This is a genomic window from Micromonospora sp. BL1, from assembly GCF_003667485.1.
Classification (GTDB): Bacteria; Actinomycetota; Actinomycetes; order Mycobacteriales; family Micromonosporaceae; genus Micromonospora; species Micromonospora tulbaghiae.
Window position 1 is genome coordinate 1 of record NZ_RCVK01000173.1, and the last position, 20629, is coordinate 20629.

Annotated in this window: 20 protein-coding genes; 16 read left to right on the top strand and 4 right to left on the bottom strand. The window is 71.9% G+C overall.

Annotated features, from left to right (window positions below; translation table 11 throughout):
* Window positions 1-80 precede the first annotated feature (80 nt).
* Window positions 81-1331 (bottom strand): glycosyltransferase family 4 protein, encoded by a 1251-nt coding sequence (locus EAD96_RS06830; RefSeq protein WP_121683645.1) that lies wholly within the window; start codon window positions 1329-1331, stop codon window positions 81-83.
* Between the two features lie 136 nt (window positions 1332-1467).
* Here EAD96_RS06830 and EAD96_RS06835 point away from each other — a divergent pair, with 136 nt between their 5' ends.
* From EAD96_RS06835 to EAD96_RS06865, 7 genes are all read left to right on the top strand, one after another.
* Complete coding sequence (locus EAD96_RS06835; RefSeq protein WP_121683646.1) at window positions 1468-2328, top strand: Fpg/Nei family DNA glycosylase; 861 nt, start codon at window positions 1468-1470, stop codon at window positions 2326-2328.
* A gap of 324 nt (window positions 2329-2652) precedes the next feature.
* Window positions 2653-4161 (top strand): sugar transferase, encoded by a 1509-nt coding sequence (locus EAD96_RS06840; RefSeq protein WP_121683647.1) that lies wholly within the window; start codon window positions 2653-2655, stop codon window positions 4159-4161.
* 33 nt (window positions 4162-4194) lie between these two features.
* Entirely contained in the window at window positions 4195-5418 is a 1224-nt protein-coding gene (locus tag EAD96_RS06845; RefSeq protein WP_121683648.1) for a sensor histidine kinase, read from the top strand.
* Complete coding sequence (locus tag EAD96_RS06850) at window positions 5415-6182, top strand: LytTR family DNA-binding domain-containing protein (RefSeq protein WP_013289288.1); 768 nt, start codon at window positions 5415-5417, stop codon at window positions 6180-6182. Before EAD96_RS06845 ends, EAD96_RS06850 begins: the two co-directional genes overlap by 4 nt.
* Window positions 6183-6249: 67 nt before the next feature.
* Window positions 6250-6912, top strand: coding sequence for a DUF5701 family protein (locus tag EAD96_RS06855; RefSeq protein WP_233585500.1), 663 nt, complete (start codon window positions 6250-6252; stop codon window positions 6910-6912).
* Window positions 6913-7174: 262 nt separating this feature from the next.
* Complete coding sequence (locus EAD96_RS06860; protein ID WP_176739863.1) at window positions 7175-7525, top strand: hypothetical protein; 351 nt, start codon at window positions 7175-7177, stop codon at window positions 7523-7525.
* A complete protein-coding gene (locus EAD96_RS06865; RefSeq protein WP_120572587.1) occupies window positions 7525-9165 on the top strand; it encodes a cation acetate symporter in 1641 nt (546 codons plus the stop codon). The genes EAD96_RS06860 and EAD96_RS06865 overlap by 1 nt, the downstream gene beginning before the upstream one ends.
* 14 nt (window positions 9166-9179) lie before the next feature.
* Here the strand turns inward: EAD96_RS06865 and EAD96_RS31465 are convergent, their stop codons facing one another.
* Entirely contained in the window at window positions 9180-10025 is an 846-nt protein-coding gene (locus EAD96_RS31465) for a hypothetical protein (protein ID WP_233585503.1), read from the bottom strand.
* The gene (locus EAD96_RS06875; protein ID WP_121683649.1) at window positions 10018-10518 is read right to left on the bottom strand and encodes a SigE family RNA polymerase sigma factor; all 501 of its coding nucleotides are present in this window, start codon (window positions 10516-10518) and stop codon (window positions 10018-10020) included. The genes EAD96_RS31465 and EAD96_RS06875 overlap by 8 nt, the downstream gene beginning before the upstream one ends.
* Window positions 10519-10669: 151 nt before the next feature.
* On the opposite strand from EAD96_RS06875, the gene EAD96_RS06880 reads away from it, so the two are divergent.
* Genes EAD96_RS06880 through EAD96_RS06890 form a run of 3 tightly spaced genes read left to right on the top strand, consistent with a single transcriptional unit; the run spans window position 10670 to window position 13604 of the window.
* Entirely contained in the window at window positions 10670-11434 is a 765-nt protein-coding gene (locus EAD96_RS06880; RefSeq protein ID WP_121683650.1) for an ABC transporter ATP-binding protein, read from the top strand.
* Entirely contained in the window at window positions 11419-13113 is a 1695-nt protein-coding gene (locus tag EAD96_RS06885) for an ABC transporter permease (RefSeq protein ID WP_121683651.1), read from the top strand. The genes EAD96_RS06880 and EAD96_RS06885 overlap by 16 nt, the downstream gene beginning before the upstream one ends.
* A complete protein-coding gene (locus tag EAD96_RS06890; protein WP_121683652.1) occupies window positions 13113-13604 on the top strand; it encodes an SRPBCC family protein in 492 nt (163 codons plus the stop codon). The genes EAD96_RS06885 and EAD96_RS06890 overlap by 1 nt, the downstream gene beginning before the upstream one ends.
* Window positions 13605-13625: 21 nt before the next feature.
* Here EAD96_RS06890 and EAD96_RS06895 read toward each other — a convergent pair whose 3' ends face one another.
* A complete protein-coding gene (locus EAD96_RS06895; protein ID WP_047890511.1) occupies window positions 13626-13883 on the bottom strand; it encodes a hypothetical protein in 258 nt (85 codons plus the stop codon).
* On the opposite strand from EAD96_RS06895, the gene EAD96_RS06900 reads away from it, so the two are divergent.
* From EAD96_RS06900 to EAD96_RS06925, 6 genes are all read left to right on the top strand, one after another.
* Window positions 13873-14469 (top strand): flavin reductase family protein, encoded by a 597-nt coding sequence (locus EAD96_RS06900; RefSeq protein ID WP_316250270.1) that lies wholly within the window; start codon window positions 13873-13875, stop codon window positions 14467-14469. The genes EAD96_RS06895 and EAD96_RS06900 overlap by 11 nt on opposite strands.
* Window positions 14470-14707: 238 nt before the next feature.
* Window positions 14708-15076, top strand: coding sequence for a DUF485 domain-containing protein (locus tag EAD96_RS06905; RefSeq protein WP_121683654.1), 369 nt, complete (start codon window positions 14708-14710; stop codon window positions 15074-15076).
* A complete protein-coding gene (locus tag EAD96_RS06910; protein ID WP_121683655.1) occupies window positions 15054-16727 on the top strand; it encodes a cation acetate symporter in 1674 nt (557 codons plus the stop codon). Before EAD96_RS06905 ends, EAD96_RS06910 begins: the two co-directional genes overlap by 23 nt.
* 67 nt (window positions 16728-16794) lie before the next feature.
* A complete protein-coding gene (locus tag EAD96_RS06915; RefSeq protein WP_120572581.1) occupies window positions 16795-17772 on the top strand; it encodes an NAD-dependent epimerase/dehydratase family protein in 978 nt (325 codons plus the stop codon).
* A 74-nt stretch (window positions 17773-17846) separates the two neighbouring features.
* A complete protein-coding gene (locus EAD96_RS06920) occupies window positions 17847-19094 on the top strand; it encodes an LCP family protein (protein WP_121683656.1) in 1248 nt (415 codons plus the stop codon).
* Between the two features lie 203 nt (window positions 19095-19297).
* On the top strand, window positions 19298-20512 hold the full coding sequence (locus EAD96_RS06925) for an LCP family protein (RefSeq protein WP_120572579.1): 1215 nt from the start codon (window positions 19298-19300) through the stop codon (window positions 20510-20512).
* Window positions 20513-20629 lie beyond the last annotated feature (117 nt).

Here is a 20629-nt window from a genome sequence, read left to right on the forward strand (position 1 = left end):
ATCTTGCAGTTGCCGCCCCTCCGGAGGGAGTTCCGTCCCTTTTGTCGGGGCCGCAAGTGCAAGATCGACGCGGTTGGGGGTCAGGTGAGCGAGGCGTAGATGTCGATCAGGCGCTTGGTGATCACGTCGGGGTGGAAGGTGCGCTCGTAGCGGGACCGGGCCGCTCCGGCGAGTGTGGGTGCCTCGGCGGCGGCCAGCGGCAGTGCCGCCGCCAGCGCGTCGGCCTCCGGCGCCACCACCCAGCCGGCCTCGCCGCGCCGCACGCCGGAGGGCAACGCGACCCGCCCGTCGCCCGGCGACGCGGTGGCCACCTCGGCCGGGCCGGTGCCGGCGGGCTCACGCGGGCCGTCCGCGCCCACCAGGTACGGGATGCCGCCGAGTGCGGTCCCGAGCACCGGCCGCCCGGCCGCCAGCGCCTCGATGATCACCGTGGGCAGCACGTCGTGCCAGGTGGAGGTGGCCAGCACCACGGAGCTGTCGGCCAGCGCCGCGCGTACCCCGGGGCGGTCGAGCTGGCCCAGGTAGAGCACGTCGGGGCGTTCCGCGGCGGCCGCCTCGGCGAGCGGACGCAGCTCGCCGTCACCGGCGATTCGCAGCGGGCCGAGCGCGCCCACCGGGTGCCGCCGCCACGCCGAGAGCAGCAGGTCCAGGCCCTTCTCGGGGCTGAGCCGGCCCATGAAGAGGAAGCCGTTCCCGGCCGGCGCCGGGGTGCCCGGGTCGGGTACCGCGTTCGGCTTGACCACGATCCGCTCGTCCGGGATGCCGTAGTCGCGCAGATGATCAGCGACTGCCGTGGTGAGCGCGATGTACCGGTCCACCGACTTCCAGGTGGGGCGGTGCACGGCGAGCGTGGTCGCCATCAGCGCGCTCTGCGCCCGGGAGTTGCGGTAGCAGCGGTGCACGATCGCCGGTACGCCCAGCGTCCGCCCCCGGCAGTCCTGGCAGATCACGCCGTCGCGGAAGTAGAGGCCCGAGGAGCAGACCTGCCGGTAGTTGTGCACGGTCTGCACCACCGGCACACCGCGCTTGTGCGCGGTCCGCACCACCCAGGGCGAGAGCAGGGGGTACGGGTTGTGCAGGTGCAACACGTCCGGCCGGTGCTCGGTGAGCAGGCGGTCGAGGTCGTGCTGGGCCTTCGGGGCCCAGATCGGCGAGATCGGCAGCAGCGCCTTGGCCGGCTTGGACATCGCCGGGATCTCGTCCGAGCTGCGCAGGAACGGCAGCACCTCCACGCCGGCGGCGGTGAGCTGGGCGATCTCCGCGTCGACGATCGTGTTCTCGCCGGAGGGCTGGGCTTCCCGGTACCGGTTGTGCGCCACCACGATTCTCACAGAGCTCGCCTTTCGTTCGCGACTGTGCCGATCTCTGCTCGCGGCTGCGGGGCTCGCAAGCTCACTCCTCGCGCTCGCGCATGGGACTCGCAAGCTCATTCCTCGCGCTCACGGGAAAGAAGGCTACCGTTGTACCGTGCCCGAACTTCCGGAGGTGGAAGCGCTCGCCGGTTACCTGCGCGAGCGTGCGGTGGGCCGCCGCGTCGAGCGGTTCGAGGTCGCCGCGATCAGCGCGCTGAAGACGTACGATCCGCCGCCGAGCGCGGTCGCCGGCCGTGCGGTCACCGGCGCCGGCCGGTACGGCAAGTTCCTGAACGTACGGTTCGACGAGGGACTGCACCTGGTGGTCCACCTGGCCCGGGCGGGCTGGCTGCACTACCGGGAGGCGTTCCCGTCGGCGACCCCGCTGCGGCCCGGCAAGGGCCCGATCGCGGTGCGGGTACGCCTCGACGACGGCTCCGGCTTCGACCTGACCGAGGCCGGCACCCAGAAGAAGCTGGCCGCCTACCTGGTCACCGACCCGGCGCAGGTGCCGGGCGTGGCGAAGCTCGGGCCGGACGCGCTGGAGGCGGACCTGCCCACATTCGCCGAGCGGCTGCGCAGCCGCCGGGGTCAGGTGAAGGGCGTGCTGACCGACCAGGCGGTGCTCGCCGGGGTGGGGAACGCATACTCGGACGAGATCCTGCACGCGGCGCGGCTCTCGCCGTTCGCGATCACCGACCGGCTCACCGACGACCAGCTCGCCGGTCTGCACGCGGCGACACGCACGGTCCTCGGCGACGCGGTACGCCGATCGATGGGGCAGCGGGCCGCGGAGCTGAAGGGCGAGAAGCGTTCGGGCCTGAAGGTGCACGCCCGCAAGGGACTGCCGTGTCCGGTCTGTGGCGACACCGTGCGGGAGGTCTCGTTCGCCGATTCGAGCCTCCAGTACTGCCCCACCTGTCAGACCGGCGGGAAGCCGCTGGCTGACCGAAGGTTGTCCCGCCTCGTACGGTGAGTAATGGCATTCGCCGGTTACCGAGCGGAATCGACCCGCGATCACCGAAGGTCCGGTCCGCCCCTCTACCCGAGCCGTCATCCATCGGTATAGTGGCTCGGTCCCCGGCTTCACAACTGATTCGGAGCCGGCCAGATCTCACCGAGCACCAGCGGAACGGCTTCCTCGCGGGGGCCGGTCCGGGCCGGGCCCGCGTGGGAGACTGGGACGGTGAGCGACCCGGGCCCTCACGCCGAGTGAGGACGCGGGTCATGCGGGAGGACATGGGTTGAGGTGACGACAAGCCTCCAGCGCCCGGTAACCGACAGAGGCCGGAGCAAGAGCGTGCGGCACGTCGACAGCTTTGAGATCCAGCCGCCGACTCCGCCGTCGCACAACGGCGTACCCCGGTCGGCGTGGGCCCGCGCCCGGCGCCGGGTGTCCCGGTGGCACCGGCCCTACATCGGGTTCCTGCTGCTGCTCGACTTCGGCGCGGCCGCCCTGGCCAGCTTCCTGGCCGTGCAGATCTTCGAGCAGGCCGACTCCGGCTTCCGCAACTCGCCGCAAGCCTGGTTCTACACCGTGGCGTTCGTGCTCCTGCCGCTCGGCTGGCTGCTCTTCCTCTGGGGCAACCGGGCCTACGACCGGCGCTACCTGGGTCTCGGCCCGGACGAGTTCAAGCGGGTGATCCGGGCGGGCGTCGCGGTCGCGGCGGCGGTCTCGTTCATCGCCTTCGCCACGAAGACCTACTCCCTGTCCCGATGGACGGTCGGCTTCGCGCTGCTCGGCGCCCTGCTGCTGATCCTGCTCGTCCGCATGATCGCCCGGGCCTGCCTGCACGCGCTGCGCCGCCGCGCCGGCCACGCCGGGCACCGGATGGTGCTCGTCGGCACGCTTCCGGAGTGCCTGGAGGTCTACACCACTGTCACCCGGAACCCGTCCGTCGGCCTGGTGCCGGTGGCCATCCACCTCACCGACGGGTACGCCGCCGCGCGCGGCCTGGAGACCCCGGTGCCGGTGTACGCGGGCCGCGACGTCCTGGCGCTGGTGCGTGAGGTCGGCGGCGACACGATCGCGGTCTGCGGCTCGGCCAGCGCCGAGCCGGGCGAGCTGCGCCGGCTGGCCTGGCAGCTGGAGGGCTCCGGCGTCGACCTGGTGGTAGCGCCCCAGCTCACCGACATCGCCGGTCCCCGGGTGCACATCCGCCCGATCGAGGGCCTGCCGCTGCTGCACGTCGAGGAGCCGACCCTGTCCGGGCCGGCGCTGCTGGCCAAGAACCTGATGGACCGGGTCGCCGCCGGGCTGGGCCTGCTGCTGCTGGTCCCGCTCTTCCTCGCCATCGCCGTCGCGATCCGGATCTCCGATCCCGGGCCGGTCTTCTTCCGCCAGCCCCGCGTGGGCCACGAGGGGCGGACGTTCCGGGTCTGGAAGTTCCGGACCATGTACGTGGACGCCGAGGAGCGGCTGGCCGGCCTGGTCGACCGGAACGAGACCGACGGCATGCTGTTCAAGATGAAGCAGGACCCCCGGGTCTTCCCGGTGGGCCGCTTCCTGCGTGCCACGTCGCTGGACGAGCTGCCCCAGCTGATCAACGTGCTCTGGGGCGAGATGTCGCTCGTCGGCCCGCGCCCGCTGCCCGCCGACGACGGCGACTTCCTCGGCGACGTGCGGCGCCGGCTGCTGGTCCGGCCGGGCATGACCGGTCTGTGGCAGGTCTCCGGCCGCTCCGACCTGTCCTGGGACGAGGCGGTCCGGCTCGACCTCTACTACGTCGACAACTGGTCGCTGGCGTACGACCTGAGCATCCTGTGGCGGACCGTGGGCGTGGTGCTTGCTCGCAAGGGCGCGTACTAGCGCTACCGGGCCGGCACCCGGCAGGATCGCTGCGTGGGTGGCAACCTCTCCGCCGTCTTCGCCGTCGTCTCGCTGATCACCGCGTTGGCCGCGGCGCTCTGGGCGGTGCTGCGGCTGCGCGGCCGGCGGGGCATCGCCACCGCCACGCAGCGGGCCACGTACGAGGTGCTGCACACGGCAGGGCTCGCCGCCGAGCCGCTGCGCGCCGGCCTGACCGCGGGGGACGCGGCGAAGGCCGTACGCCATCTGCGGGCCCTCGTGGGCGCGGCCGGGCTGGCGCTGACCGACCGGGACACGTTGCTCGCGGTCGACGGGCAGGGCGCGCACCACGGCGACCAGCTGGTCGCGGCGGCCCGGCGGGCGGCCGACAGCGGGCGCTCGACAGTGCTGGGCGAGTCGGAGCTGCACTGCGACCTGGTCGACTGCCCGGTACGCGGCGCGGTGGTGGCGCCGCTGCGCGCGGACGGGCGGGTGGTCGGGGCGCTGGTGGCGGTGGCCGACGAGCGCCCGGCCCCGGGTCTGGTGCAGGCGACGCTGGAGACCGCGCACTGGGCGGGTGACCAGCTCGCGCTGGCCGAGCTGGAGTCGTCGCGGGAGCGGCTGGCGCGGGCCGAGGTGCGCGCGCTGCGCGCCCAGATCAGCCCGCACTTCATCTACAACGCGCTCACCGCGATCGGCTCGTTCGTGCGCACCGACCCGGAGCGGGCGCGGGAGCTGATCCTGGAGTTCGCCGAGTTCACCCGCTACTCGTTCCGGGCACACGGCGAGTTCACCACGCTCGCCGAGGAGCTGCGCTCGATCGACCGCTACCTGACCATCGAGCGGGCGCGTTTCGGCGAGCGGCTCCAGGTGCGCCTGCAGATCGCGCCGGAGGTGCTGCCGGTGACGCTGCCGTTCCTCTGCCTCCAGCCGCTGGTGGAGAACGCGGTCCGCCACGGGTTGTCCCGCAAGCCGGGCACCGGCATGGTGAGCATCGAGGCCCGGGACGCGGGCGCGGAGTGTCACATCACGGTGGAGGACGACGGGGTGGGGATGGATCCGACGACGCTGACCGCCGGCATCGCGGAGGTGTCGGGTGCGGCCGGCGACCCGGCCGACGACCCGGGGCAGCACGTCGGCCTCTCGAACGTCGACGAACGGCTCCGGTCGGTCTTCGGCGACGGGTTCGGCCTGGTCGTGGAGACCGGCCTGGGTTCGGGTACGAAGGTCAGCATGCGTGTACCGAAGTTCCACCCCGGCGTCCGGGCGTCGTCATGACCGTCACCGGCACCGGATTCCTCCGGGTGCTGGCGGTGGACGACGAGCCGCCCGCGCTCGACGAGCTGGCGTACCACCTGCGCGCCGATCCCCGGGTGGCCCGGCTGCACACGGCCGGGGACGCGACCGAGGCGTTGCGTGTGCTGCGCGACGACGACGTGGACGTGGTGTTCCTCGACATCCGGATGCCGGGGCTGGACGGCATGGAGCTGGCCCGGGTGCTGCGCCGGTTCGCCCGTCCGCCGGCGATCGTGTTCGTCACCGCGTACGACGACGGCGCCGTGGACGCGTTCGACCTGGGCGCCACCGACTACGTGCGCAAGCCGGTACGCGCCGAGCGGCTGGCCGAGTCGCTGCGCCGGGTGATCGGCTCCCGGGTGGTGCCGTCGCATCCGGCCGCGCTGGCCCGGGCGGAGGAGGATCCGACCATCCCGATCGAGCTGGCCGGCACCACCCGGATGCTGCCCCGCTCGGCGGTGCGGTGGGTGGAGGCGCAGGGCGACTACGCGCGGCTGCACACGGCGGAGGGGTCGCACCTGGTCCGGGTTTCGCTGGCGACGCTGGCCGAGCGCTGGGCCGACGCCGGGTTCGTCCGGATCCACCGCTCCTACCTGGTGCAGCTGCGGCTCATCGCCGAGCTGCGGCTGGTCAACTCCGGCTACGTGGTGGTGATCGACGGATCCGAGCTGCCGGTGAGCCGCCGGCACACCCGGGAGCTGAAGGACAAGCTGGTCCGCGCCGCGAAACAGGACTGGAGCCGCTGAGGGGCGGGGTCACCGTCGACGCTGACGTACAATGTACGGCAGACCGTACGACAGGGTGGAGGACCGCATGTCCGACGACCGCTTCGACGCCGCTACCGAATTCGACCGCCAGCTCGACCGGCTCGTCCAACTCGGCTATCCGGCGCTGGCCGGACAGACCGAGGAGGAGTTCCGGACGCTGCTCACCCCACTGCGCGACGCGGCCGTGACCGGTGCCGCCGACCTGGCCGGCCCCACCGACGCGCGGGTGCCGTTCCTGCTGGTGACCACGCGGGAGCTGGTGCCGGTGCCGGAACGGATCGCGCTCACCACGCTCGCCGGCAAGCGCAAGACCGGCGTCCTCGACCGGAACTTCCCCGCCGACGACCTGCCCACCTTCGACCCGATCAAGGAACTGGAGGTGCCGCCCAGGCCCGCGTACCTGCTCTTCGACGTGGACCGGGGCGAGGAGTACCGCAACCTGCCGCCGTCGGCCGCGCTGGAGGACATGACCGCGAAGGACCGGCTGCCGATCACCATCGACGAAGGGCTGGCGTTCGTCACGCTGCACCCGCAGGCGCTGGCGAGCAACAGGTGCTTCTCGCTCGTCGGGTCGCGCTGCGGCGACCGGCGGGTGCCGGCGCTCTGGATCAGCCAGGGCGCGCCGAAGCTCGGCTGGTGCTGGTTCGGCAACCCGCACACATGGCTCGGCTCGGCGACCGCGAACCCGGTACGGGTGGGGCTGGACTGACGCTGTCCACAACGACTCCACGCCATCCACTGGGTTATCCACAACCGTGAAGCGTTATCCACAGGTTGTGCACAGGGCTCGGAGCCGTGCTCTTGACAATCCCGCTGAGCGGGCGAGACTGCCGGGGGTGACCGGAGCCGAGGAACAGCAACCTTCGGGGCGGCCCGTCGGGGCCGCCCCGGTTCCCGGCCCGCGCGCGTCCCCACCCACCGCCGAGCCGGGAAGCGCGTCGGCGCCGGCCGCCGCGCCGAAGCGGACCCGGATCGTGCTGGCCGAGGTCTCCCGGACGGGCGACCCGGCCGATCGCACCCGATCCGAGCTGACCCAGCAGACACCGGTCGGCGAGACGCTCGTGCAGGGGCTGATGCGCGCCCAGCTCTCCCTCGCCCTACGGCTCAGCCTGCTGGTGCTGATCGGCCTCGGCGGCCTGCCCTGGCTGTTCGCCATCGCGCCCACCGTCGGCCGGGTCACAGTGCTCGGGGTCAACCTGCCGTGGCTGCTGCTCGGCGTGGTGTCCTTCCCGTTCCTGATCGTGGTCGGCTGGGCGTACGTGCGGCTGGCCGAACGCAACGAGCAGGACTTCGTCGACCTGATCCGACGGCCGGAACACTGATGTCCAACGGCTACGTGGTCCCGGCGATCGTCGCCGTCACCCTGGTCACCGTCGGCATCGGGTTCTACGGGCTGCGGCTGGCGCGGACCACCTCGGACTTCCTGGTCGCGTCCCGGGCGGTCAGCCCGACCTGGAACGCCGCCGCGATCGGCGGGGAGTACCTGTCGGCGGCGAGCTTCCTCGGCGTCGCCGGACTGATCCTCAAGTACGGCGTGGACGTGCTCTGGTACCCGGTCGGCTTCGCCGCCGGATACCTCGCGCTGCTGCTGTTCGTGGCCGCGCCGCTGCGCCGCTCCGGCGCGTTCACGCTGCCCGACTTCTGCGAGGTGCGGCTCGGCTCGCGCCGGCTGCGGACGCTCGCCACCGTCTTCGTGATCTTCATCGGCTGGCTCTACCTGGTGCCGCAGTTGCAGGGCGCCGGGCTGACGCTGGCCACGCTCACCGGCTCGCCGTACCCGCTCGGCGCGCTGCTCGTCGCCGTGGTGGTGACCGCGAACGTGGCGCTGGGCGGCATGCGGGCGATCACCTTCGTGCAGGCGTTCCAGTACTGGCTGAAGCTCACCGCTCTCGCCGTACCCGCGATCTTCCTGGCGTTGCAGTGGCAGGCCGACGCCCGCCCGGCGGTGACCCCGCCCGACGGCCCGACGTTCCGGACCGCGACCACTGTCGTGGTCGAGCACCGCGCGACGCTCACCCTGCCCGACGGCGACATCCGGGAGGTACGCCCCGGCGACCGCCTGGAGTTCGCCGCCGGTGACCCGGTGCCGGAGGTGTCCGGCGCGGCGACCGGTGCCACCGAATGGCTGCTGCCGGACACGGCGGGCGAGGACGACAGGGGACTGTTCGCCACGTACTCGCTGATCCTGGCCACGTTCCTCGGCACGATGGGCCTGCCGCACGTGCTGGTCCGCTTCTACACCAACCCCGACGGCGCCGCGGCCCGCCGCACCACGCTCGTGGTGCTGGCGCTCGTCGGCGTCTTCTACCTGCTGCCCACCGTCTACGGCGTGCTGGGCCGCATCTACACCCCGCAACTGCTCGTCAGCGGCCAGACCGACGCGGTGGTGGTGCTGCTGCCCGGCGCGGCGCTCGGCGACGGCACCACCGGCCGGCTGCTCGCCGCGCTCGTCGCCGCCGGCGCGTTCGCGGCGTTCCTGTCCACCTCGTCCGGCCTGCTCACGAGCGTGGCCGGGGTGATCTCCACCGACGTGCTGGGCCGCGGCTCGGTACGCGGCTTCCGGATCGCCACGGTGATCGCCGGCGGGGTGCCGGCGGTGCTCGCCCTGAACGTCTCCGGGCTGGACGTCTCGCAGGTCGTGGGGCTGGCGTTCGCGGTCGCCGCATCGAGCTTCTGCCCGCTGCTGGTGCTCGGCATCTGGTGGCGCGGCCTGACCGACCTGGGCGCCGCCGCCGGAGTGCTGGTCGGCGGCGGCGCGGCGGTCGGCGCGGTGCTGCTCACCGTGCTCGGCCCGCCGCTGACCGGGTGGCCGGCGACGCTCACCACCCAGCCCGCGGCGTGGACGGTGCCGCTGGCGTTCACCGTCATGGTGGTGGTGTCGATGGCGAGCCGGCGGCGGCTGCCCCGCGACGTCGGCGCCACAATGCTCCGCCTGCACACCCCGGAGTCGCTGCGTCTGTGACGCGGGCAGACCGGTCAGCAGCTGTCGGTGCCGGCGCAGAGGCGGTTCACCACCCATCCGACGACGCGCCGGGCCTCGCGGGGCGTGGTCTGGTGGTCGACCCGCAGTTGAGCGACCAGGTCGCCCTGCCGCACCACGACCCAGCGGGCGGGCGTCCCGTCGATCTCGCCGCCCACGAGCACCGCGTCGTCGCCGCCGAGCGACTCGGCCAGGACGGAGAACGAGTCGTCCGGGTGCGCCGGCTCGCAGTCCGTGACCAACTGGCGGACCCGCTTCATGACGGTGGTGGCGGAGGTGCCCGAGTGCCGCGTCACCCGCTCGACGATCCAGTCGCTGGGCGAGTCGAACTGCACCGACCTGCTCGCCACCTGCCCGGTGTCCAGCGCCGGCGACTCGTTGTCGCAGTGGACGGTCGCGGACTCCAGGGACCAGTCGCCGTCCACCTTCGCCGGCGTCGTGAAGCCCTTCGGCAGATCGGCGAGCTGGAGCATCGCCGCCGGCGGGATCGTCCGGCTCGGCGGACGCCCGGTCGACCCGCCGGTCGTGCCGGACGGCCGTCCGACGGTGCGGTCCGGCGTCGGCGTCCCGCTCGCGGACGGCTCCGCGGACGGCGTGACGCTGCGCGTGGGCGCCGGCGTGCTGGGAACGACTGTGGCCGGAGGCACTGGTGGCGGTGCGACGTCGGGACGGGCCAGCGCCACCCCCGACGTGACGACGCCCACCGCGACCGCGGCGGCCAGAGCGGCGGCGATCCGGGTACGCCTCGTCCGCTGCCGGCCGCGACGGCGCACCTGCTCGGTGGGGGCCCAGACGAGGTGCTCGGTGTCCCGGTACAGGTCTGAGAAGATCGGCTCAGGCATTGCGGATCTCCTCCGACAGGGTCATGTCGAGCAGGGCGGCGAGGGCCTTGCGACCCCGGGAGAGGCGAGCCTTGACCGTGCCGCTGGGTACGCCGGTCTGCGCGGCTATCTCCGCGACCGACAGGTCCGCCAGGTGATGGAGGACCACCGCCTGCCGCTGGTCCGCGGAGAGCTGCCGCAGCGCGGCGACCAGCGCCACCGTGTTCTCCGAAGGTGGCCGCACGGGCGGTGGTGGCCCGTGCCGCCGGTAGGCGACGACGCTGTTGCGGACCTTGCGCCACCGGTTGACCAGCAGGCGGTGCCCGACCGTACGCACCCACGCCTCCGGATCGTCGTACTCGCTCACCTGCGACCAGCGCTGCCAGGCCCGCGCGTACGCCTCCTGGGCGGCGTCCTGAGCCTCGGCCCGGTCGCCGCCGAGCGCGTACAGCACCGTCACCACGCGTTGTCTGCTGTTCCGGTAGAACTCCTCGAACCCACTGTCCGGATCCATGTCTCTCCCCGCTGCCGTCCCTGGGACTGACACCCACCGCCCCGGTCGCCGGTTGCCGGCCGTCGGTGATCCGACTCGTACCTCTCAGGGATGACGCGAGATCATCCTGGCGTCCGAGCAGCCGCTGGCCGGAGCCCGATACGGTCGGACCATGACCGATCAGCACCCGGCGCTGTCCCTCCGTGGTCTGGCCAAGCGCTTCGACACCAAGGTCGCGGTCGCTGGCGTCGACCTCGCCGTGCCGACCGGCTCGTTCTACGGCCTGCTCGGACCGAACGGAGCGGGCAAGACCACCACCCTCTCCATGGCCGTCGGCCTGCTGCGGCCCGACGCCGGTGAGGCCCGGGTGCTCGGGTACGACGTCTGGGCCGACCCGGTCCGCGCCAAGAGCCTGCTCGGCGTGATGCCGGACGGCGTACGCCTCTTCGACCGGCTGAGCGGGGCGGAGCTGCTGGCGTACCACGGTCTGCTGCGCGGCATGGACCCGGCGGTGGTCGACCAGCGGGCGGCGGAGCTGCTGGACGTGCTGGCGCTCTCCGACGCCGGCCGCACGCTGGTGGTCGACTACTCGGCCGGCATGAAGAAGAAGATCGGGCTGGCCTGCGCGCTGCTGCACGGTCCGCGCCTGCTGGTGCTGGACGAGCCGTTCGAGGCGGTCGACCCGGTCTCGGCGGCGCTGATCCGCGACATCCTGCACCGGTACGTCGGCGGCGGCGGCACGGTGATCTTCTCCAGCCACGTGATGGAGGTGGTCGAGCGGCTCTGCTCCCACGTGGCGATCCTGGCCGAGGGCCGGATCAAGCGGGTCGGCACGCTGGCCGAGGTGCGCGGCGACCGGTCGCTGGAGGAGGTCTTCGTGGAGGTGGTCGGCGGCCGGACCGCGACCGGCGAGGAGCTGTCGTGGCTGTCCCGGTGACCGTCCCCGAGCGTCCGGCCCGGCGCGTGTCGCCCTGGCACTTCGTCCGGCTCAAGCTGCGGGTGCTCGGCAACAACTTCCGGGGGCAGACCTGGCGGGTCGCGCTGTTCGTCCTCGGCCTGCTGTTCGGGCTCTGGTTCGCCGCCGTCGGGTTCTTCCTGCTGGCCGCGCCGGGGCTGGCCGGCGAGTCCCGGTACGCACTGATGATCGCCGCGTTCGGCGGTGGGCTGCTGACGCTCGGCTGGCTGCTCCTGCCGCTCGTCTTCTTCGGCGTGGACGAGACGCTCGACCCGGCCCGGTTCGCGCTGCTGCCGCTGTCCCGCCGCACCCTGGTCACCGGCCTGCTGGCCGCCGCCCTGGTCAGCGTGCCGGCCCTGGCGACGGCGATCACGGCGGCCGGGCTGGTGGTCACCGCCGGCGCGCTCGGCGGCTGGGCCGCCGCCCTGGCCGGTGCGCTGGGCGTGGTCCTCGGCCTGCTCGTCTGCCTGGCCGGCGCCCGCGCGATCACGAGCGCGTTCGCGACGATGCTGCGCTCCCGCCGGGTACGCGACCTGGCCGCCGTGCTGCTCGCGGTGCTGGCCGCGCTGCTCGGGCCGTTGCAGTTGCTGGTGCTCGCCGCGGTGCGGCAGACCGACTGGGACCGGCTGGACGGCGTGGCCCGGGTGGTCGGCTGGACGCCGTTCGGCGCGCCGTGGACCGCCGGTGTCGACGTGGCGGAGGGCCGCGCCGGCGCTGCCGTGGTGAAGCTGCTGATCGCGGTCGCGACGCTCGGCGTACTCCTGGTCTGGTGGTCGCGGTCGCTGGAGTCGGCGATGGTGGGCACCGCGAGCAGCGGCCCCGCGCGGACGCCGCGCGGCGTGGCCGGCGGCGCGGTCGCGCAGCTCTTCCCCCGCGCGGTGGGCTGGACCCGGCGGGACCGGTTCGGCGCGCTCGTCGCCCGCGAGTGCCGCTACTGGTGGCGGGACGCCCGTCGCCGGGCCAACCTGATCACCGTCGCCGTGGTCGGCGTGTTCGTGCCGCTGATGGTCAACCTGGGTGGCCCCGCGTTCCTGTCCGAGGGCGGCGCCGCGTTCGACCAGGCCACCGCCGACTCGTCGCCGGCGATGGTCAGCCTCACCATGGTCTTCGTCGGGGCGCTGGCGTCGTTGACGCTCGCCAACCAGTTCGGCTTCGACGGCAGCTCGTACGCCGCGAACCTGGTCGCCGGTGTGCCCGGGCGGGTGGAGCTGCGGGCCCGGATGGTCGCGTTCTCGGTCTACGTGGTGCCGATGCTCGTCGTGATCGCGGTCGCGCTGGCGATCGTCCTCGGCCGGCCCGAATGGCTCGGCGTCATGGGCGGCGCGTTGTTCGCCGCGTACGGCTGCGGGCTGGCGATCAACGCGTTCGTCTCCGTGCTCGGCGCGTACTCGCTGCCCGAGTCGAGCAACCCGTTCGCCATGAACAGTGGCGCGGGATTCACCAAGGGCCTGCTCACCCTGGTCTCCATGGTCGGCTCGGCGGTGGTGGCGGTGCCGTTCGTGGTGGCCGCCGCGCTGCTCGGCGACGTGTGGCTCTGGCTGGCGCTGCCGGTCGGCCTGGCGTACGGCGGAGGCGCGGCACTGCTCGGCGCGTACATGGCGGGGGACACGCTGGATCACCGGCAGCCGGAGCTGCTGGCCGCTGTCACGCCGAGGCGCTGATGCCTGTCGTCGAAGCGGTCACCACGGTCCCGGTCCCGCCGGAGCTGGCGTTCGCCGTCTCCCAGACCACCGCCCCGGTGCGGTACCGCTGGGATCCGTTCGTCCGCGAGCAGCACTTCGTCGACGGCGCGACGCGGCCCGGCCGCGGCGTGCGCACGTACACCCGGTCCCGGCACGGCCTGGTCATGGTCAGCGAGTACGTCTCCTGGTCACCGCCGACCAACGTCGGCATGAAGATGGTGCGCGGACCGTGGTTCTTCGAGCGGTTCGGCGGCGGCTGGCGGTTCGCGCCCGGCCCCGATCCCGGCACCACTGTCGCGACGTGGCGGTACAACTTCCGCTGCCGGCCGGCGTTCCTGCGCCCGGTCGCCGAGCGGATCGGGGAGTGGTTGCTCGGGCGCGACATCCGCCGCCGGATCGCCGGGTACGCGGCCGGCTGCGCCGACCCGGAGGTGCTGGCCGCCGCCCGCCGCCTGCTCGCCGACGACTGAGCCGCGCGTCCCGGGCGGCCGTCAGGCGGTGCGGCGCATCGCCGCGTAGACGTGGTGGCCGTCGCCGACGCTGGTCATGGTGACCAGCTCCCAGCCGTAGTTCGACAGGTGCTCCACCGCTTCCATCAGCGGCTGGAACGCCCTGCGGCCCCAGGTGTTGTTCGCCCTGACCAGCAGGTGCCGGTGGGGATAGGCACGCAGGTCGACCTGGCCGCCCAGGATGGCGTCGGCGGCGACGACCCGTTCCTGGGCGAGCTGCTGCGGGGGAATGAGAGCCATGCCCGGCAGGGTAGGGCGTTCCGTCGAACCTCGCGCGGGGACGGGCGGCACAATGTTTCACGTGAATCCAGAGCCGGGCGCGCAGATCCACTCCACCGATCCGTTCGCGGCGCCGGCCGCGCAACGCTCGCCGGTACGCCGGCTGCGCGGACGGCTGGCCGCCCCGGTGACGCTCTGGACCGCGCCCGGTCCGGCCGGGCTGACCGTCTCCTCCACCCTCGTGGCCGAGGGCGAGCCGGACCGCCTGCTGGGCCTGATCGACCCGGAGTCGGACCTGTGGGCGGCCGTCGAGGAGGCGGGACGGTTCGCGGTGGCCCCGCTGGGCCCGCAGCACCGGCAGCTCGCCGACCGCTTCGCCGGCCTGTTTCCGTCGCCCGGCGGCCTGTTCGCGCTGGACGCCTGGACCGAGACGCCGTACGGCCCGGTGCCCGCGGACGCCGGCGGCTGGGCGGGCTGCCGCCTGGACACCGCCCGCGAGTACGGCTGGGGTCTGCTGGTCGAGGCCACCATCGAGTCGGTGGACCTCCCCCGGGACACACCCCCGTTGCTGCATTACCGGGGCCGCTACCACGACCTCCCCGGCTGACCCCCTCGCGCCGACGATCATGAAGTTGGCCGCGTTCGGCGTCCGATTTGTCGCCGTCAACTTCATGATCGACGGGGCCGGGGTGACCGGTTAGCGGAGTGATGTGGGTCACTGGGCGCAGTGGGGGCGCCGTTCGGCGCAGCCGTCCGCCGCCCGGCGGCGGAGCCTTCCCGGGTCGGGAGCGCGCTCTCTACCGTGCGCGAAACTCCCCCACGCCTGCGAAGGTGGTGATCCACAGATGTCCACGGACACACCCGCGTCCGCACCCGCCGAGTCGGCGGCGGAACGGTACCTAGCCGTCCAGCGGTCGGACGAGTTCGCCGGGTTGCGTCGCGCGCTGCGCGGCTTCGTCTTCCCGATGACCGTCGCGTTCTTCCTGTGGTACGCGCTCTACGTCATCCTCTCCGCGTACGCGCGGGGATTCATGGGCACGAAGCTGATCGGCAACATCAACGTCGCCCTGGTCTTCGGCCTGCTCCAGTTCGTCTCCACGTTCCTCATCGCCTGGTTCTACTCGCGGTTCGCCAGCCGCCGGATCGACCCGGTCGCCGACCGGATCCGCGACGAGATGGGGGAGGTGACCTATGAACACGGTCCTCGCGGCTGAGGCGGGCAGCACCACCGCCCGGAACCTCACCATCACGCTGTTCCTGGTCTTCGTGGCGATCACGCTGGCGATCACCGTCTGGGCCAGCCGGCAGACAAAGACCGCCACCGACTTCTACGCCGGCGGCCGGTCCTTCTCCGGCTTCCAGAACGGCATGGCGATCGGCGGCGACTACATGTCGGCGGCGTCCTTCCTGGGCATCGCCGGGATCATCGCGCTCTACGGCTACGACGGCTTCCTCTACTCGATCGGCTTCCTGGTCGCCTGGCTGGTGGCGCTGCTGCTGGTGGCCGAACTGCTGCGCAACTCCGGCCGGTACACGATGGCGGACGTCCTGGCGTTCCGGATGCGGCAGCGGCCGGTCCGGACCGCGGCGGCGGTCTCCACCATCACCGTGTCGATCTTCTACCTGCTGGCCCAGATGGTCGGCGCGGGCGCGCTCGTCGCCCTGCTGCTCGGCATCAAGCCGGGCACCACGTTCCTCGGCATGGACGCCGACACCGCCAAGGTCGCCACCATCATCATGGTCGGCGCCCTCATGATCATCTATGTGACGGTCGGCGGCATGAAGGGCACCACGTACGTCCAGATCGTCAAGGCGTTCCTGCTGATGGGCGGCGCGCTGGCGATGACGCTGCTGGTGCTCGCCAAGTACAAGTTCAACCTGTCCTCGCTGCTCGGCGACGCGGCAAGCGCCTCCGGCAAGGGAGCGGCGTTCCTCGAACCCGGGCTGCGCTACGGCGTGGAGACACCCGGGGACGCGCTGAAGACGTTCTACAGCAAGATGGACCTGCTCTCGCTGGGCATCGCGCTGGTCCTCGGCACGGCCGGCCTGCCGCACATCCTGATCCGCTTCTACACCGTGCCGACCGCACGGGCAGCCCGTAAGAGCGTGCTCTGGGCGATCGGCATCATCGGCACGTTCTACCTGCTCACCCTGGCGCTCGGCTTCGGCGCTGCGGCGATCGTCGGCGGGTCGGAGATCACCGCGCAGGACAAGGCGGGCAACACCGCGGCACCACAGCTCGCCGAGAAGCTGGGGATTGACTTCCTCGGCGGGGACCTGGGCGGCGCGACACTGCTGGCGATCATCGCAGCGGTCGCGTTCGCCACGATCCTCGCCGTGGTCGCCGGACTCACACTGGCGTCGTCGTCCAGCCTGGCGCACGACTTCTACGCCAACGTGATGAAGAACGGGCAGGCGTCGGAACGGCAGGAGGTGAACGTCGCCCGGATCTCCGCGCTGGTGATCGGCGCGGTGTCGATCGTCCTGTCGATCTACGCGCAGAACCTCAACGTGGCGTTCCTGGTCGCGCTGGCGTTCGCGGTCGCCGCATCCGGCAACCTGCCGGCGATCCTCTACAGCCTGTTCTGGAAGCGGTTCAACACCTCGGGCGCGGTCTGGGCCATCTACGGCGGCCTGCTCGCCGCCGTGGTGCTCGTCTTCTTCTCGCCGGTCGTCTCCGGCGCGCCGACGGCGATGTTCCCCGACCACGACTGGCAGTGGTTCCCGCTGTCGAACCCGGGCATCATCTCGATCCCGTTCGGCTTCCTGTGCGGCTGGCTCGGCACGATCCTGTCCAAGGAGAGCGACGAGGAGAAGTACGCGGAGCTGGAGGTGCGCTCGCTCACCGGAGCCGGCGCCCACTGAGCACCACCGTCGAGCGGGGCCCCTGCCTTACGCGGGGGCCCCGCCTCGCGTGTATAGGCTGGCCGCCATGAAGGTCGCTCCCCGCTTCGGTACCGGACACCGCATCCTCGTCACCGGCGGCGCCGGTTTCGTCCCGTCCCACCTGGTCGACCGGCTCGTCGAGCGCGGCTGCGACGTCGTGGTGCTGGACAACTTCGTCACCGGGTCCAAGGACAACGTGGCCCACCTGCTGGACAAGCCGACCTTCACGCTCGTCGAGGCGGACATCTCCGACGGCCTGCCGAACCACCCGGCGATGACCGAGCGGTTCGACGCGATCCTGCACATGGCGTCCCCGGCCAGCCCCACCGACTTCGAGAAGCTGCCGGTGGAGATCCTCCGGGTCGGCTCGGTGGCCACGCTGGCGCTGCTGGAGCGGGCCACCGACGACGGCGCCCGGTTCCTGATGGCCTCCACCTCGGAGGCGTACGGCGACCCGAAGGAGCACCCGCAGCGCGAGACGTACTGGGGCAACGTCAACCCGATCGGCATCCGCAGCGTCTACGACGAGGCGAAGCGCTTCTCCGAGGCGGCCACCATGGCCTACCACCGGAGCCGGGGCACCGACACCGCGATCGTACGGATCTTCAACACGTACGGTCCACGGATGCGCCCGGACGACGGCCGGGCCATCCCGACGTTCATCTCCCAGGCGCTGCGCGGCGAGCCGATCACGGTGCACGGCACCGGCAACCAGACCCGCTCGATCTGCTACGTCGACGACCTGGTGCGCGGCATCCTGCTGCTGCTCGACTCGACCCAGACCGGCCCGATCAACTGCGGCACCGAGCACGAGATGTCGATGCGGCAACTCGCCGAGACGATCGTGTCACTCACCGGAAGCACGTCCGAGGTGAGCTACATCACTCGCGCCTCCGACGACCCGGAGATGCGCCGCCCGGACCTGACCCTCGCCCGCGAACTGCTCGGATACGAGCCGAGCGTCACGCCCGAAGACGGCCTCCGACGCACGATCGAGTACTTCCGCGGGCGGCTCGGGTACTGAACCCGACGGGAACGCGGCTGACACCGGCGCGCGTACGAGGGCGACGGTGGCCCGGCCGACCTACCCTCGGTTACATGTCAGCGACCTCGTCTGCCGGCGCCCCGATCCCCCGACACCTGAGCCGGGGCGCGGGTCGCGCCCAGGTTCCCGGCTCCGGCCGGGCCGCCACCGGGCGCGCCCGGCCCTCGGAGACCAGGTGGTACCCCGACCACGACGAGGCGCCCCGCTCGGGCGGTCCCGGCGGCCCGGTGGGGCCGACCGGTCCCGGTGGTCCGGGCGGCGGCGGTCCGGGCGGGTCCGGGCGGCGTGGCCCCCGGCCGCGCTGGGGACGCATCGGCCTGGTGGCAGGCGTGGCGGTACTGGTGCTGGCGCTGCTCGGCAGCCTCGGCGCATGGTTCTACGCCCGCAACCTGGACGACGACCTGGCCCGCACCGACCCGTTCGCCGGGATCACCGGAGGGCGGCCGGCCAAGCAGGTCGAGGGCGCGTTCAACATCCTGCTCGTGGGCAGTGACTCGCGGGATCCGGACGCCCCGGTCGACGGGAGCGGCAAGTGGCGCGCGGACACCGTGATCGTCATGCACATCCCGGCCGACCACAAGAGCGCCTACCTGGTCTCGGTGCCGCGTGACCTGTACGTGCCGATCCCGGAGAGCGCGGGCGCGTCGTGCGACTCCGGCTCGCGCAACAAGATCAACGCGGCGTTCGCGTTCGGTGGCCTGCCGCTCGCGGTGAAGACCGTGGAGTGCTTCACCGACGTACGGATCGACCACGTCATGGCCATCGACTTCGGCGGCTTCAAGGAGGTCACCGACGCGCTGGGCGGGGTGGACCTCAAGGTGGAGCGGACCATCACCTCGATCCACAAGCCGTACCGGACGTTCACCAAGGGCGTGAACCACATGAACGGCGCCGAGGCGCTGGACTGGGTCCGGCAGCGCAAGCAGTTCCCGGACGGCGACTTCGCCCGGATGCGGCACCAGCAGGAGTTCCTGAAGGCGCTGATGGACAAGGCGGCGAGCACCGGGACGCTCACCAACCCGAAGAAGCTGAACGACTTCCTCAAGGCGGTGACCGCCGCCGTCACGGTCGACCAGGGATTCTCGTTGACCGACATGGCAGTGCAGTTCCGCAGCCTGCGGGGCGAGAACCTGACGTTCGTCACCAGCCCGCACCTGGGCGGCCAGACCATCGACGGCCAGTCCGTGGTGGTCTCCGACCGGGAGAAGGCGCTGGCGATGTACAAGGCCATCGCCGCGGACCGGATGGCCGAGTGGATGCAGGCCAACCAGAAGGGTTCGGGCGACAACGCGGGCGGCTGACGCCGGCACGACATGACCGGTCTCGCGCTCTATGACCTCGCCACCACGGAGGCCAACCGCCGACCGGCTCCTTACCCCTGCCCGTTCGGCCACAACCCAAAGGTGTTGGCCGGTATTGACGGGAATTGCGCCCCTACGAGGTCGCGAGAACGGGAACAGATACGTAAAGTGGTCCCGCCCCCGATCACCGAGCTGGAGCACGCATGTCGGTCCAGACCAGCCGTCGCCCGCAGTCACCGGCACCCGGATCATCCGGGCGGGTCCCTCCGGTCATCCCCACACAGCCCGGTTCCGGCGGTCGCGGTCCCGGCGGTGGCAAGAAGAAGCGCACCAAGCGCAAGGACCCGCTCTGGGCGAAGCTCACGCTGGTGCTCGGCGCCGTGCTGATGGTGACCAGTGGTGTCGCGATCGTCGGCAGCAAGGCGGTCATCGGCCAGGCCACGGACAACATCGCCCAGCGCAACCTGCTCGGCGGGGCGGGCAAGAGCGAGGCCGAGGGCGGCAACAGCCTCGAAGGCCCGATCGACATGCTGCTGCTCGGTGTGGACGCCCGCGAGCGCTGGGCCGCCGATGACGTCCGGTCGGACACGATCATCATCCTGCACATCCCGGCCAGCCACGACCAGGCGTACCTGATCTCGATCCCCCGGGACACCGAGGCGCGCATCCCGGCGTTCGAGAAGAGCGGCTACAAGGGCGGCACCGACAAGATCAATGCGGCCTTCTTCCACGGCGCCCAGAACGGCGGCGGCTGGGAGGGCGGCGCCCAGCTGATGGCCAAGACGATCAAGTCGATGACCGGCATCGGCTTCGACGGCGCCGCGATCATCAACTTCGGCGGCTTCAAGAGCGTGATCGACGCGCTCGGCTCGGTGCGCATCTGCGTGAGCCACGAGGTCAAGTCGCACCACATGTCGTACGTCGACGGCAAGGCGATGTGGAACGCCGACGCGAAGAAGACCGGCAAGCCGTACAAGGCAGTGGTGCACAAGAAGGGCTGCCGGGAGATGGAGGGCTGGGAGGCGCTCGACTACTCCCGCCAGCGCTACGGCCTGCCGAACAGCGACTACGACCGGCAGCAGAACCAGCAGCAGCTGATCAAGGCGATGGCCAAGAAGGCCACCGAGGGCGGCATGCTGACCAACCCGCTGAAGCTCAACTCGCTGATGAAGGCCGCGGGCAAGGCGTTCGTCCTGGACACCGGCGGCGTGCCGATCGCCGACTTCATCTTCACGCTCAAGAACCTCAACGGGAACGACCTGGTCACGCTGCGGACCAACGGCGGCACCTTCGCCGGCAACGGCAACGGCCGGGAGACGTTCAACGAGACGACGATGGACATGTTCCAGGCGGTCAAGAGCGACAAGCTGGCCGACTTCGTGGTGAACAACCCGGACGTCCTGTCCACCCGTAAATGACCTGCTGACCTGCGCGAAAGCGGTACCGGCCGGCCGATCCCCCCGTAGCCTGACGTGAGCGGGTCTCATGTCGCGGCTACGGGGGGATCGTCACGTCCAGGCCAGCACGGAACCGAC

Coding starts and splice junctions, on each gene's coding strand:
- EAD96_RS06890 (WP_121683652.1), top strand. CDS start 13,113: ATGCCTGTCGTCGAAGCGGTCACCACGGTCCCGGTCCCGCCGGAGCTG.
- EAD96_RS06915 (WP_120572581.1), top strand. CDS start 16,795: ATGAAGGTCGCTCCCCGCTTCGGTACCGGACACCGCATCCTCGTCACC.
- EAD96_RS06865 (WP_120572587.1), top strand. CDS start 7,525: ATGTCCAACGGCTACGTGGTCCCGGCGATCGTCGCCGTCACCCTGGTC.
- EAD96_RS06850 (WP_013289288.1), top strand. CDS start 5,415: ATGACCGTCACCGGCACCGGATTCCTCCGGGTGCTGGCGGTGGACGAC.
- EAD96_RS06920 (WP_121683656.1), top strand. CDS start 17,847: ATGTCAGCGACCTCGTCTGCCGGCGCCCCGATCCCCCGACACCTGAGC.
- EAD96_RS06900 (WP_316250270.1), top strand. CDS start 13,873: ATGAGAGCCATGCCCGGCAGGGTAGGGCGTTCCGTCGAACCTCGCGCG.
- EAD96_RS06895 (WP_047890511.1), bottom strand. CDS start 13,883: ATGGCTCTCATTCCCCCGCAGCAGCTCGCCCAGGAACGGGTCGTCGCC.
- EAD96_RS31465 (WP_233585503.1), bottom strand. CDS start 10,025: ATGCCTGAGCCGATCTTCTCAGACCTGTACCGGGACACCGAGCACCTC.
- EAD96_RS06880 (WP_121683650.1), top strand. CDS start 10,670: ATGACCGATCAGCACCCGGCGCTGTCCCTCCGTGGTCTGGCCAAGCGC.
- EAD96_RS06875 (WP_121683649.1), bottom strand. CDS start 10,518: ATGGATCCGGACAGTGGGTTCGAGGAGTTCTACCGGAACAGCAGACAA.
- EAD96_RS06910 (WP_121683655.1), top strand. CDS start 15,054: ATGAACACGGTCCTCGCGGCTGAGGCGGGCAGCACCACCGCCCGGAAC.
- EAD96_RS06855 (WP_233585500.1), top strand. CDS start 6,250: ATGTCCGACGACCGCTTCGACGCCGCTACCGAATTCGACCGCCAGCTC.
- EAD96_RS06925 (WP_120572579.1), top strand. CDS start 19,298: ATGTCGGTCCAGACCAGCCGTCGCCCGCAGTCACCGGCACCCGGATCA.
- EAD96_RS06905 (WP_121683654.1), top strand. CDS start 14,708: ATGTCCACGGACACACCCGCGTCCGCACCCGCCGAGTCGGCGGCGGAA.